Genomic DNA, 12,619 nt, shown 5'->3' on the forward strand with positions numbered 1-12,619 from the left:
AAAGTGCTCATAAAGCGTGGGAAGTGATCATAAACATTGGAAAGTGCTCATAAAGCGTGGGAAGTGATCATAAACACTGCGAAATTGCTCATAAGTCACTAGAAATCCTCAAAAAAATCATCCATATCTCAGAAATGAACCCTATTCCATAAGACATTACTAAAAATAAGCGAAGCGCCAACCAATCAAGCTCTTACAATGGTTCAGGCGCTACACTTTGGAAGAAGGAGTGCTTTTAAGTGAAGAAAAGGGCCACTAAACTTCAAGATTAACACTCAAGAATAGCGCAAAATGCTAACTTGGCAAAAGCTATTCCAATCAGTCTGGGAAAAAGCTACACTCAATGAAATAGAAAGGAAGGGTGTCCATGCTCTATAAACAACGAACAAAACCGAAACAGTTAGAGGGACTGCAATCACTCGCAAGCAGATTATCTTCCACACACGAAAAGTACCGATTTATCCAGGATGAGTTATACAAAGTACGTGCCGGATATGGAGGTGAGCTAGAATACGACCGCTGCATGAAAGAAGTCCATACTGATTTTCCCCATGCGATCTTGCATGACCTCAGTCTTCAGCAAAATGGTGTGCAATTTCAAATCGATTCTTTATTTATTGCACCCGATAGAATCATTATTACTGAAGTCAAAAATATTGCAGATAAAATCATAGTCAAAGCGAATCCGACTCAATTTCTAAAAGAGTCGCAAACCGGTGCTCGTGCTGTATTTAGAAATCCAATTTCAGAAGTCGAGCGCAAAATTCATTTTTTGAACAATTGGCTTAGCGCATTTGACATTCATCTACCCGTAACTGGCCTCATCACGTTTGCGCACAACAACGAAATCCTCATCGAAGAGCAACCAACTATGCCGATCCTACCGAATTACGAAGCGCCTGCTTTTTTTAGAGAATTACCTCTCGAGTCTTCCATACTATCCAAGCAAGATATCCAAAAAGTTGCGGACATATTCCTAAAACATCACCAAGATTATGATCCATTCCCGCTAACTTCGAGGTATGGAATTCATCCTACTGAATTGAATAATGGGGTTCTTTGCTGTAATTGTCCGAATGAACAAGTGGTCGTGCGAGAAGGTAACGTATGGAGCTGTCCACTGTGTAGTCATAAGAGTAGGGTACCTTATGAACAGGCAATCGAAGAGTACTTCATGCTCGTTGGAAAGTCGCTGACGAACCGGGAGTTTTGCGGATTCACAGGTTTGACATGCCGCCATACAGCAAAACGGCTACTGTCCAGCCCGTTACTTCAAAAAGTCGGTACTCGTAAAGCAACCACGTATACACTTGCCAAGTAAAATCAAGATTGATTGGCTGCGCTTCGCCTTGCGAAGCGTTTTTTTGTTGGATTTTCGATGTGTTTAGAAACTTGTATGAATAAAACTGTGTGTATTGGGTGGTTGGAGGATAGAGAGCTAGAGGAGCGCTCATAAATCGCGAAAAGTGATCATAACTTCTGGAAAGTGCTCATAAATTGCAAAAAGTATCATAACCCTTGGAAAGTGCTCATAAAACACGAAAAGTAATCATAAGCCCTGGAAAGCGCTCATAAAACGCGAAAAGTGATCATAACTTCTGGAAAGTGCTCATAAATTGCAAAAAGTGATCATAACCCTTGGAAAGTGCTCATAAACCGCGAAAAGTGATCATAAGCCCTGGAAAGTGCTCATAAAACGCAAAAAGTGATCATAACTTCTGGAAAGTGCTCATAAATCGCGAAAAGTGATCATAACTTCTGGAAAGCGCTCATAAAACGCGAAAAGTGATCATAACTTCTGGAAAATGCTCATAAATCGCGAAAAGTAATCATAACTTCTGGAAAGCGCTCATAAAACGCAAAAAGTGATCATAAGCCCTGAAAACTACTCATAAGCCCTGGAATCTACTCATAAACCTCTGAAAACTTCCCACAACCACAAAAAAACCGCCCCGGGGATTCCCCAAGAGCGGCTCACATTCAAATCTACTTTCACACCACGAAGAAATCGGCGCGTGTGTCATCCTGTAAAATTGTTCCCACGAAGAACTCGCCGAACTCGCTGTAGCGCGCGCTCACTTCGTCGAAACGCATTTCATAGATTAATTTCTTAAACTGAAGCACGTCGTCCGCGAATAGCGTAACGCCCCACTCGTGGTCGTCGAAACCGACAGAACCGGAGATGATTTGCTTCACTTTGCCAGCGTAGCTGCGGCCGATTAAGCCATGGCTGCGCATCATTTCTTTGCGGATATCCATATCAAGCATGTACCAGTTGACGTCGCCTTCGCGCTTCTTGTCCATTGGGTAGAAGCAGACGTATTGGCTGCGTGGAAGTTCAGGATACAAACGTCCGCGAACGTATGGGTTCTGGTATGGATCTTCATCAGAATCCCCACCGGCTAAGTAGTTAGAGAGTTCCACTACGGATACGTACGAATACGCAGGAAGAGTGAAGTCTGCGATCGTAAGTTTATTGAATTCTGCTTCAAGCTGTTGTAATTCGTCCATCGTTGGGCGCAACGTCATGAGCATGAAATCGGCTTTTTGACCGACAATTGTATAAAATGCATGGCTGCCTGTTTTGTTTTCATCCGCTACGTTCAGCTTGTCTAGAAATGCGACGAACTCGTCAACCGCATGCTGGCGCTCTTCTTTAGAAATAAGTTTCCAAGAGGTCCAGTCCATAGTACGGAAGTCGTGTAATACATACCAGCCATCCAGCGTTTGTGCTGCTTCAATCATGAGAAATCGAGCTCCTTTAAATTGAGATTCGTACGGGTGGACGGAGAAAAACCCCCGAGGCAGCCGTTCTTTTCTCAGTGTACCATAACGGACAACTTCAATTCAGCCAAGACACCGGATGTCACGAATTCGACACCACACAGCGAGTGGAAGAGGAACGAATTGTGGTGTAGACTGAGGATATTCAAACTAAAACATTCACATACAGGAGTCTACTTATGACATCAATTGAATCGTATTTATCCATCCCGACATGGCGTTATATAGATGAATCCCTATCGGCTAAAAGTCGATCCGCCCTAGAATCGTTCGCGGCGGACGATACCCTTTGTCAGCTAGTCGGCCAACTACAAAGTGCACCAACCGTCCGTACATGGGTGCACGATCATACAATTGTTCTCGGCGTTCAGGATCATCGACTCCCACATCTAGAACGTGCATTACCGGCCATCCATGAAGCAGGATATAAAACAATCGTCCGAAATTCAGGAGGACTTGCGGTCGTCCTCGATAGTGGAGTGCTCAACATTTCCATAGTATTATCTGAACAGAACGGTTCAATCGATATCTCGGTCGGCTACGACGTCATGCTGGAATTTATCCGCATGCTGTTCCCGGAAACAGGTGACAGGATCGAGGCCTATGAAATCGTAGGATCGTATTGTCCTGGAAGTTATGATCTTAGCATCGATGGTAAGAAGTTCGCTGGAATCTCCCAGCGTCGATTACGACAAGGCGTCGCTGTCCAAGTCTATCTATGTATCGAAGGCAGCGGTAGCGAACGGGCAGCAATCGTGAAAGAGTTGTATGAAACTGGACTAGGTGGAGAGATTACGAAATTTGCCTACCCTGTGATTCAACCGGAAACAATGGCATCGTTATCCGAATTACTCGACCAGCCGCTCACTGTCCAAGATGTCAACTTGCGAATTCAACAAAAGTTGAACGTGCTTGCAGAAAACGTCCAGTCTGGAGGTTTCCGTGATGAGGAAATAGAACTCTATACGTATTACTTGAATCGCGTCGTCGAACGGAACGCCAAAATGATCGCTCGAAGTTAACGAATTCATAAAAAAAAGAACCGCCTATTTTAATGAATAGGGGGTTCTTTAGAGATTAAATTTCCGTTTTGCTCCATTTTGAAAGCGGGAGCGGTATGCTCGCCTTCTTCGTTCAATGTAACGAGACGACGCGCTCGGTTCATAATTTCAACAAATTGCTCATAGTCATCGCGAATGGATTTATTGTCTTTTTTCAGACGCTCCACCATGTTTTCAAGCTCAGCAACGCGGGTTTGAGCAGTTTTTGCAGTTTGCTGCCAACGCAGCGCATCATTGTTAATACCACCTGAGTGATGCATGCGAATTAGGAATGCAATCACCGTATCCATGGAAAGTGCAGAAAGTGGAACAGATACCGCGCGTTGTTCTTCTTCATTCGTTTGAACCGAGTAAAGAGGTGTCGCACGACGTTTGAAGTCTGTACCAAGGACTCGCAATGCTTGCTTCCGTTCTTTCTTCGCTTGTGATAATTCTTTCTCGTAGTCTTGTCTTACAACGGCGTTCCAACGAAATCCACATGCCGCTGCAGTTCGGTTCAATGCATCCCCGACTTCTTCAAATGCACTTAGTTGCGTGCTGCCTTCTCGTACGTGACGTAATACTGTCTCTGCTAATAACGTGTCATTTTCTTCCAACCATGCATCTTGTCTAATTTTTACCATCTCCAATGCCTCCCATAATTCGTTCTCTCTTTCTACTGACAGCATGGACAGCACGCGAGAATTTTATACAGAACAAAAGATTGATACTTTCATCTTTTTTCGAATGTGCCTTTTGCAGCTGTCGAACTTGCTGATTTTTGGTATACTGGATAAACGTTGAATGGAGGTGCGATATGTCGTACGAGCATGAGAAACTGGCAGAAGAAAAGGTGTTCAAAGACCCGGTACACCGCTATATTCACGTGAGAGATCGCGTCATTTGGGATGTCATAGGCACCCGGGAATTTCAGCGACTGCGCAGAATTCGGCAGCTTGGCACAACGTATCTCGTCTTTCACGGAGCGGAGCATAGTCGATTCCAACACTCGCTCGGCGTCTATGAAATTGTCCGTCGCATCATTGATAGCGGCTTCGGAGGACGTCCTGAGTGGAATGAGGATGAACGCCTGGTCGCACTGTGCGCAGCACTCCTGCATGACCTCGGTCATGGACCGTTTTCACATGCGTTCGAGAAAGTATTCGATTTGGACCACGAGAAGTTTACACAAGCGATTTTGTTAGGGGATACGGAAGTGAACGCAGTGTTAAGTCGCGTCAGTCCTGAGTTCCCGCAACGTGTAGCTGATGTCGTCGGTAAAACATACAAGGACAAGCTTGTCATCAGTTTGATATCCAGCCAAATCGACGCAGACCGTATGGATTACTTGCAGCGGGATGCCTATTACACAGGCGTTCAATATGGACATTTCGATATGGAGCGAATTTTGCGCGTTATGCGTCCTGCAGAAGAACAAGTCGTCATCAAGTCAAGCGGCATGCACGCTGTCGAAGATTACATCATGAGTCGCTACCAAATGTACTGGCAAGTCTATTTCCATCCCGTTTCCCGTAGTGCAGAAGTGATTCTCATCAAGATTTTGCACCGCGCAAAAGCGCTATATAAAGACGGGTATCGGTTCCTACAAGACCCTGTACCATTCCGTTCTTTTTTCGATAAAACCATTACAATCGAAGATTATATCTCGTTGGACGAAGGAGTCTTATTTACATATTTCCAGCTTTGGATGAAAGAACAAGACCCAATTCTATCTGACTTATGCCGTCGATTCATTAATCGAAAGCTATTTCAATATGCCGAGTTCGATCCTGCGAAAGAATATCGCAAAATCGGTCAACTCGATTCATTATTCAAAGAAGCGGGCATTGACCCTGAATATTATTTAGTTACGGACTCTTCTTCCGATCTACCATATGATTTTTATCGCCCAGGAGAAGAAAACGAACGCGTTCCGATCTACTTACAACTGCCAAATGGGGAGTTGAGCGAACTGTCACGGTCATCCGATATCGTCGATGCCATTTCCGGCAAAAGGCGAACGGACCACAAAATCTATTTCCCTGAAGACATACTTGAAGCAGGACAAGAGGACAATCCTCTATATAAAGAAATTTTACAGCTAGTAAGAGGCTAGAAAGGAGCGAGCGCAATGCTTGCGGAACACGCGAAAATCGTTCAGATGATTTCCCTGGCGGATGAAGTCAATGGAAGAAAGAAACTACAGAAGATGGTCTACATATTGAAAAAGATGGAGTTTTCCTTCGTAGAGAAATACGAATTGCACATGTACGGCCCCTATTCAGAGGAGCTGACGTTGCGCGTAGAAGAGTTGTGCGAGATGGGCTTTTTGGATGAAACGTGCACAGACAAAGGGTCATACGTCCAATACACGTACCAAGTAACCGAAGACGGACTTAAGTTTTCAGAAACGGGGGACGCTCCAAAGCAATCACTTGCGCCATGCATCAGCAAGTTGAATGAACAGAGTTCACGCTTCTTGGAACTCGTCTCTACGTTGCTTTATTTCGATCACTTAGAGCGTACCGAGCAAATCGAAAAGGTCCGTATCGTTAAGAACAAATTGAATTTCTCAGATGAGGAAATGGATGCTGCATTTGCATTTATCGCAGAAATGTCAGCCTGTGCTGTCGCATAATTCATTCCACTAAAAAACCGGATGCGCAAGGGGATTCCTTGCTACGTCCGGCTTTTCTTATTGGTCGCTCAATCGTTTTCCACCAACGGCATAATGATTTTTCGGCATTTCTTCGATGAACACCACAATGTTTTCCCGTGGTGCATTGGCAGTTTCCATGACCGCTTCCGTCACTTTTTCCACCATCGCACGCTTTTGTTCTTCCGTGCGACCTTCCAACATCTTTACAGTTACATACGGCATACAATTTCCACCTTTCCATTAATTTCGGTATAGTAGATATACTACCAGATAGAAAGGGGTTTGCGGAAATGGCAGACGAACAAAAACCGAAACAAAAGTTAGGGTTCACCATTATAAAGAACGACCCAACAGATGGCCACAAAGGATTCGGCATCGGATCGCTATCGTTGGAAAACATCACACCTGTCATGGTTGACACAGAAGAAGAGCTCGCTTCCATCGAAATAGGCGCAATGCATGCGAAGAGCGACATCGAGCGGGGTATCAAGTTCACAACAAATCGGGAAGACTCTGAAGGCGGCAAGCTCTACTGGCTCGTCTGGGTCACAATCGATTTTAATGAAAAGGGACCGTATTATGCGGGAGTCACGTCTTGTGAAATGATTGTCAACCGCGCAAAACGTCGTGGCTACAAGTTGCTTGCTGATCACGTGAATTTGATGGATAAATCCATGAAGCGCCGCATTATTGTCGATAACATGGATGAAAAGTCGAAAAAAATTCTAGCGGACTTCCTTAAAGAGCACAATGAAGACATGTGGAGCAACAGTGAACCAAAACTTCACATCGATCTCAGTGAATCGTCTCCTCATTTATGAAATAGGTCGAAAAATCACTGAAAGTCGACAATAGGTAGTTGAATGTCACGACAAAACGAAGTAAACTAAGGTTAGCTTGCAATTGTGAGCTAGGACACTCGGGTTCGCCCGACAAAAAAGCTTCCCGCCCGTTAGACCCAACAGGCAGGAAGCTTTTTTTGTTGTGTTGTGCCAATTTCAGCCTGTGCTACAGGTAAAGTGCTCCATTCATTCGGATGACCGCTATAATCAAAGACTATTCTGATCAAGTGAGCTCAAGTTTAATCAAGCAAGAGCAGAATTTGCTCAAGCGAGCCTGAATGTAATCAAGCAAGAGTAGAATCCGCTCAAGCGAGCTTGAGACTGATCAAACAAGAGTAGAATCCGCTCAAGCGAGCCTGAATGTGATCAAGCAAGAGCAGAATCCGCTCAAGCGAGCCTGAATGTGATCAAGCAAGAGCGGAATCCGCTCAAGCGAGCCTGAATGTGATCAAGCAAGAGCAGAATCCGCTCAAGCGAGCCTGAATGTGATCAAGCAAGAGTAGAACCCGCTCAAGCAAGCCTGAATGTGATCAAGCAAGAGTCGAATCCGCTCAAGCAAGCGCATCATTAGACCCCAACATTACTCAAAAAACGAAAATGGAAACAACTCGAACTCCTTCTCTTTCTTCGAACCAGTCATCCGTGACTCGCGCAACGTTTTATCCGTGCAAAGCTGCTTCGGAACGTCCTTCTCTTTCATATAAACAAGCCGCTGCTTGCTGCACCCTTCAACCGCCAATCCACCCGTTTCGATATCTACAGTCACGCCTTTCACGCCCTTTGGCGGAAGAAAAGGTTCAGACATCAATCCTTCATGAGCACCTTCCATAAATTCAATCCAAATCTGCTTCGACACAGATTTATCGATTGCATTTTCCAACTGTTTCCCGACGTCGTAGCCTGTCCATATGCCCGCCGTCAGCGTTGGTGAATAACCAATCAAATATTGATCGGAAATCGTCGTTCCTGACTTAGCGGCATAAGGACGAGATTGCTTCGCCCGCATTGAAATTCCAGTAGATGTCAAATAATCATTGAATACAGGGTCAAACATGCCGGTCAATAAATGCGTCAACACAAACGCATTCTGCTCTGTCATCGCTCGCTTTTTTGTTTGTTCAGGATGCTCGTATACAAGTTTTCCGCGAGAATCTTCAATGGATAAAATCATCACGGGTTCCACTTTCTTTCCGCCAGAGGCGACTCGGTTATACGCACTCGTCATTTCAAAAAGCGTTACAGAGGACGTCCCGAGCGCGACCGCAGGTGACTCCGGAAACTTCACATTGATTCCTAGGTTTTCCGCCATTGCATTGTACTTTTTGTATCCAACCTCTTCCAGCGTTTTCACAGCGTAAATGTTGTCAGACACTGCGACGGCCTGCGCAAGCGAAATCGGGTGGTCCCCGAATTTACCGTTCACGTTGCTCGGTTCATATGAAGAACGACCACCGTCATACGTGAAAATTGTCTGCTCTGTCGAGATATACGTAAGGGGATTAAACCCGTCCTCCAAAGCCGCCGCATACAATATGGGCTTCATGGCAGAACCGGGCTGCCGCTTTGCCTGGGTCACCCGGTTAAATGGGCTATCAGCAAAACTCCTACCACCAACCATTGCCGTCACTTCACCCGTCTCGGGTTTCATCGCAACGAATCCGAGCTGTAACTCATTCTCAGGCATTCTGTTCGCAATAACATCTTCAGCGGTCTTTTGATGCTTCAAGTCAAGCGTCGTCTTAATGGTCCAACCACCTTCAGCAGGGTACCGTCCTTTGTCGGTCAAGATTTTTTCAGCCTCTTGCCATACCTCATTCAAAAAGTAGGGAGCGACATCTTTAGAACTTGACCAATCTTCTGCTTTTAGCGCTAGGTTCTGATCCGCCGCGCGATCTTTTTGCTCAGAGGATATGAACCCTTGTTCTTCCATTAGTCGCAAAACAATTTTTCTTCGATTTGTAGACTTTTCCAAATTTGCGACTGGGGAATAAATCGAAGGACCTTTCGGAATCGCTGCAATCGTGGCGGCTTCTTCCAACGTCAGTTCGCTCGCTGATTTAGCAAAGAAATACCGACTTGCCGCTTCAACACCATACATTCCATGTCCGAAATACACGGTATTCAAATAGCCTTCTAAAATCTTTTCTTTATCGTAAAATAACTCCATCCGGTACGCGTAGAGTGCTTCATTAGCTTTACGGGTCCATGACTTTTCATTGGATAGATACAAATTTCGCGCATACTGTTGGGTAATCGTACTCGCACCTTCTACTTTTCGACGAGCCTTCACGTCTTTCAGCACCGCGCCGCCAATCCGTTTGTAATCAAACCCGTTATGCTTATAAAAGTTTTTATCCTCTACGGCGATGAACGCATCAACAAGGGAAGGAGACATCTTGTCAATATCGACCCAGTATCGTCGTTCGCCTGAAAAACGATCACCGATTTCCTTATCATTACGGTCCATAAAAACAGATGCTTCAGGAACGCTTAACGAAGGTGCACCGGCAATTTGTGCGTACACTCTCAGGCAGACAAGCACTGTAAACAGTGCGGTTGCAGCAGTAATTGCGACCAGCCCGGCGAAACGGAACCGTGCTCTGCGCTTACTCTTTTTTACATAGTCCGTTCGCCGCATCTCATCCCAACCTCCTCGACACTCTTTTAAGGGTAGTATGCGAAAGGTCGGGGCAAATTAAACGGAAGACTTGGAAAAAACGCATCTCGTCAAGCAATGATTGAAAAAAGGACTGTTGGAAGGCTATAATAGAGAGATATATGAAATTAAAGGCGGTGAGCGGATGGGAACGCAAAATTCGGCTGTGCCGGTGAAGATTAAACTAAAGTCGGCAATCCAACATCCCGGACAGGAAACCGATAAGTACGAGCTCGAAATAGAAGGAACAATCGTTGAAAAAGCAGGCAACCGATACTTGCGCTATGAAGAAGAGCAGAATCGTGAACTCATAAAAACGATGATCAAGCTAGACCCAGAAGACGCACTTGTTATGCGGACAGGCGCCATCAGGATGAGACTACCATTTGAATTGAACGGCAAGCGTGTTGGGACATACGCCAATGGACCACTCGCGATGGACTTGCTCGTCGTAACAAAAGAACTTTCCATTAAGTCTGAACAAAAAGCAGGCAAATTCCATGTGCATTACGACATGCACTCCGAACAATCCTTGCTCGGGAGTTACCAACTAACTATTCACTATGCGGAGGGAACACTATGAATGCAGTAGAACAGATCCAGCACGAAGTTAAGACCGCCTTGCACAACGCAGTTCTAGCGACAGGCTTAGTAGAAGAGACGGAAGTACCAGCCATCAAGCTGGAAACGCCAAAGAGCAAAGAAAACGGCGATTATGCAACGAACATTGCAATGCAGCTCACTAAATTAGCGAAAAAGCCTCCGCGTGCGGTTGCAGAAGCAATTCTTGAGAAACTGGATAAAACGGGTACATCCATCGAGTCAATCGACATTGCAGGTCCTGGATTCATGAACATCGTTTTGAAAAAGGATTACCTAGATGATGTTGTAAAAACAGTGATCGACCAATCGGCAGCATACGGTCGCAACGACTCGGGCAAAAATGAAAAAATCCAAGTCGAATTTGTATCAGCAAACCCAACAGGTGACCTGCACTTAGGACATGCTCGCGGTGCGTCACTCGGAGATTCCCTATGCAACATTCTCGACTTTGCAGGTTACGATGTTTCTCGCGAATACTACATTAACGATGCTGGTAAACAAGTAGAAAACTTGGCGTATTCATTAGAAGCACGTTACTTTGAAGAACTCGGACTCGAGAAAAAAATGCCGGAAGACGGTTATCAAGGTCCTGATATTATTCAAATAGCTAAGCAACTCGTCGAAGAAAACGGCGACAAATTCGTACACGTGTCCGATGAAGAGCGCTATGCATTCTTCCGCGAATTCGGTTTGAAAATAGAGCTTGGAAAATTGCAACAAGACTTAGCAGACTTCCGCGTGCCATTTGACGTTTGGTTCTCAGAGACATCCCTATACAAAGATGGCAAAATCGACGTAGCATTGAACAAGCTTCGCGAAAATGGTCACGTCTTTGAAGAAGAGGGCGCGACATGGTTCCGTTCGACTGAGTTTGGTGACGACAAAGACCGCGTACTCATTAAAAACGATGGCTCGTACACGTATTTGATGCCAGATATCGCCTACCACGAAGACAAATTGAATCGCGGATTCGATAAGCTCATCAACATATGGGGTGCAGACCACCACGGATACATTCCACGTATGAAAGCGGCAATTCAAGCACTTGGTTATGACCGCGAGACGTTAGAAGTGGAAGTTGCGCAAATGGTACAGCTCTATAAAGATGGCGAAAAGTTCAAGATGAGTAAACGTACTGGTAAAGCCGTTACACTTCGTGAACTCGTTGAATTGGTCGGTTTAGACGCAGCACGTTACTTCTTCGCAATGCGTTCAGGTGATGCACAAATGGACTTTGACTTGGATCTAGCCGTTTCTAAATCCAATGAAAATCCGGTGTATTACGCGCAATACGCACACGCTCGAATCTCTTCGATTTTACGTGCAGCTAAAGAAAAAGGCGTATCATCATCTGTTGCCAACGTATCGTTGTTGAAAGCGGAAAAGGAAATCGATTTGATCAAAAAAATCGGGGACTTCCCACAACTCGTCAGCGACGCAGCGCGCCTCCGCGCACCGCACCGCATCACGACATATATTCAAGAACTCGCATCCACATTCCATAGTTTCTACAATGCGGAAAAAGTGTTGGATGATGAGAATCGTGAGCTATCTGAAGCACGCCTAGCGCTGATCACAGCAGCTCGCACAACGATTGCCAATGCCTTGAAACTCGTTGGCGTCGCAGCACCAGAACGTATGTAATTTTCTACTTCAAGCCCTCCAGTATACATGGAGGGCTTTTTTGTGTGATCAAAAACAAGCGAAGCGCACCCGGATAATTCCTTAAACTAGGTTGAATTGTGTGCCGATGCCGATTAATTCGCCGATAATGCCGATACTTGGCTCGAAAGTGCCGATTCCCCTCGCCGTAGTGCCGATTCATGCCACGAACTTGCCGATACTTGTTGGCATAGAGCCGATTCCTTTAAGCCGGCAAGCTACAGTTTTGAAACAAGCGAAGCGCCCCCAAAAAATCCCTTAAACCAGGTTGAATTGTGTCCCGTTATCGAGAAACTTCGCTAAGTGATGGAGAAATGACCATATGTGTCGGAGAACTCAGCCTGAGTGTTCGAAAAACCCCCGTCAGTGTAGG

General features: G+C 45.3%; 12 protein-coding genes. 8 read left to right on the top strand and 4 right to left on the bottom strand.

Translation table 11 applies throughout. The features are described 5' to 3' along the window. Positions 1-367 precede the first annotated feature (367 nt). The gene (locus RL70_RS16530) at positions 368-1,321 is read left to right on the top strand and encodes a nuclease-related domain-containing protein (RefSeq protein ID WP_039044499.1); all 954 of its coding nucleotides are present in this window, start codon (positions 368-370) and stop codon (positions 1,319-1,321) included. A 671-nt stretch (positions 1,322-1,992) separates the two neighbouring features. Here RL70_RS16530 and hemQ read toward each other — a convergent pair. Continuing rightward, positions 1,993-2,745 (bottom strand): hydrogen peroxide-dependent heme synthase, encoded by a 753-nt coding sequence (hemQ, locus tag RL70_RS16535; protein WP_039044500.1) that lies wholly within the window; start codon positions 2,743-2,745, stop codon positions 1,993-1,995. Between the two features lie 218 nt (positions 2,746-2,963). Between hemQ and RL70_RS16540 the strand changes: the two genes are divergently transcribed. Then, complete coding sequence (locus RL70_RS16540) at positions 2,964-3,806, top strand: lipoate--protein ligase family protein (RefSeq protein ID WP_052246018.1); 843 nt, start codon at positions 2,964-2,966, stop codon at positions 3,804-3,806. Between the two features lie 29 nt (positions 3,807-3,835). On the opposite strand, the gene RL70_RS16545 is transcribed toward RL70_RS16540, so the two are convergent. Continuing rightward, a complete protein-coding gene (locus tag RL70_RS16545; protein ID WP_039044501.1) occupies positions 3,836-4,468 on the bottom strand; it encodes an RsfA family transcriptional regulator in 633 nt (210 codons plus the stop codon). A 173-nt stretch (positions 4,469-4,641) separates the two neighbouring features. On the opposite strand from RL70_RS16545, the gene RL70_RS16550 reads away from it, so the two are divergent. Further along, positions 4,642-5,940: an HD domain-containing protein gene (locus RL70_RS16550; RefSeq protein WP_039044502.1), complete on the top strand. Its 1,299-nt coding sequence runs from the start codon at positions 4,642-4,644 to the stop codon at positions 5,938-5,940. Positions 5,941-5,955: 15 nt separating this feature from the next. Further along, the gene (locus tag RL70_RS16555; protein ID WP_039044503.1) at positions 5,956-6,462 is read left to right on the top strand and encodes a YwgA family protein; all 507 of its coding nucleotides are present in this window, start codon (positions 5,956-5,958) and stop codon (positions 6,460-6,462) included. 57 nt (positions 6,463-6,519) lie between these two features. Here RL70_RS16555 and RL70_RS16560 read toward each other — a convergent pair whose 3' ends face one another. Next, positions 6,520-6,705, bottom strand: coding sequence for a 2-hydroxymuconate tautomerase (locus RL70_RS16560; RefSeq protein WP_025785549.1), 186 nt, complete (start codon positions 6,703-6,705; stop codon positions 6,520-6,522). A gap of 68 nt (positions 6,706-6,773) precedes the next feature. Here RL70_RS16560 and RL70_RS16565 point away from each other — a divergent pair, with 68 nt between their 5' ends. Further along, positions 6,774-7,304: a YwhD family protein gene (locus RL70_RS16565; RefSeq protein WP_039044504.1), complete on the top strand. Its 531-nt coding sequence runs from the start codon at positions 6,774-6,776 to the stop codon at positions 7,302-7,304. A 601-nt stretch (positions 7,305-7,905) separates the two neighbouring features. On the opposite strand, the gene RL70_RS16570 is transcribed toward RL70_RS16565, so the two are convergent. Next, positions 7,906-9,963: a transglycosylase domain-containing protein gene (locus tag RL70_RS16570; protein WP_039044505.1), complete on the bottom strand. Its 2,058-nt coding sequence runs from the start codon at positions 9,961-9,963 to the stop codon at positions 7,906-7,908. 163 nt (positions 9,964-10,126) lie between these two features. On the opposite strand from RL70_RS16570, the gene RL70_RS16575 reads away from it, so the two are divergent. The 3 genes from RL70_RS16575 to RL70_RS17965 all read left to right on the top strand — a co-directional run bounded on the left by RL70_RS16575 (position 10,127) and on the right by RL70_RS17965 (position 12,508). Next, positions 10,127-10,564, top strand: coding sequence for a DUF1934 domain-containing protein (locus RL70_RS16575; protein WP_039044506.1), 438 nt, complete (start codon positions 10,127-10,129; stop codon positions 10,562-10,564). Then, the gene (gene argS, locus RL70_RS16580) at positions 10,561-12,228 is read left to right on the top strand and encodes an arginine--tRNA ligase (protein ID WP_039044507.1); all 1,668 of its coding nucleotides are present in this window, start codon (positions 10,561-10,563) and stop codon (positions 12,226-12,228) included. The genes RL70_RS16575 and argS overlap by 4 nt, the downstream gene beginning before the upstream one ends. 100 nt (positions 12,229-12,328) lie before the next feature. Further along, positions 12,329-12,508, top strand: coding sequence for a hypothetical protein (locus tag RL70_RS17965; protein ID WP_156138002.1), 180 nt, complete (start codon positions 12,329-12,331; stop codon positions 12,506-12,508). The last annotated feature ends 111 nt before the right edge of the window (positions 12,509-12,619 follow it).

Origin of the sequence: Sporosarcina sp. ZBG7A (assembly GCF_000813425.1) — a bacterium.
Taxonomy (GTDB): Bacteria; Bacillota; Bacilli; order Bacillales_A; family Planococcaceae; genus Sporosarcina.

What these genes read in the sequence shown, in the direction of transcription:
- RL70_RS16530 (WP_039044499.1), top strand. Translation starts at nt 368, where the DNA reads ATGCTCTATAAACAACGAACAAAACCGAAACAGTTAGAGGGACTGCAA.
- hemQ (WP_039044500.1), bottom strand. Translation starts at nt 2,745, where the DNA reads ATGATTGAAGCAGCACAAACGCTGGATGGCTGGTATGTATTACACGAC.
- RL70_RS16540 (WP_052246018.1), top strand. Translation starts at nt 2,964, where the DNA reads ATGACATCAATTGAATCGTATTTATCCATCCCGACATGGCGTTATATA.
- RL70_RS16545 (WP_039044501.1), bottom strand. Translation starts at nt 4,468, where the DNA reads ATGGTAAAAATTAGACAAGATGCATGGTTGGAAGAAAATGACACGTTA.
- RL70_RS16550 (WP_039044502.1), top strand. Translation starts at nt 4,642, where the DNA reads ATGTCGTACGAGCATGAGAAACTGGCAGAAGAAAAGGTGTTCAAAGAC.
- RL70_RS16555 (WP_039044503.1), top strand. Translation starts at nt 5,956, where the DNA reads ATGCTTGCGGAACACGCGAAAATCGTTCAGATGATTTCCCTGGCGGAT.
- RL70_RS16560 (WP_025785549.1), bottom strand. Translation starts at nt 6,705, where the DNA reads ATGCCGTATGTAACTGTAAAGATGTTGGAAGGTCGCACGGAAGAACAA.
- RL70_RS16565 (WP_039044504.1), top strand. Translation starts at nt 6,774, where the DNA reads ATGGCAGACGAACAAAAACCGAAACAAAAGTTAGGGTTCACCATTATA.
- RL70_RS16570 (WP_039044505.1), bottom strand. Translation starts at nt 9,963, where the DNA reads ATGCGGCGAACGGACTATGTAAAAAAGAGTAAGCGCAGAGCACGGTTC.
- RL70_RS16575 (WP_039044506.1), top strand. Translation starts at nt 10,127, where the DNA reads ATGGGAACGCAAAATTCGGCTGTGCCGGTGAAGATTAAACTAAAGTCG.
- argS (WP_039044507.1), top strand. Translation starts at nt 10,561, where the DNA reads ATGAATGCAGTAGAACAGATCCAGCACGAAGTTAAGACCGCCTTGCAC.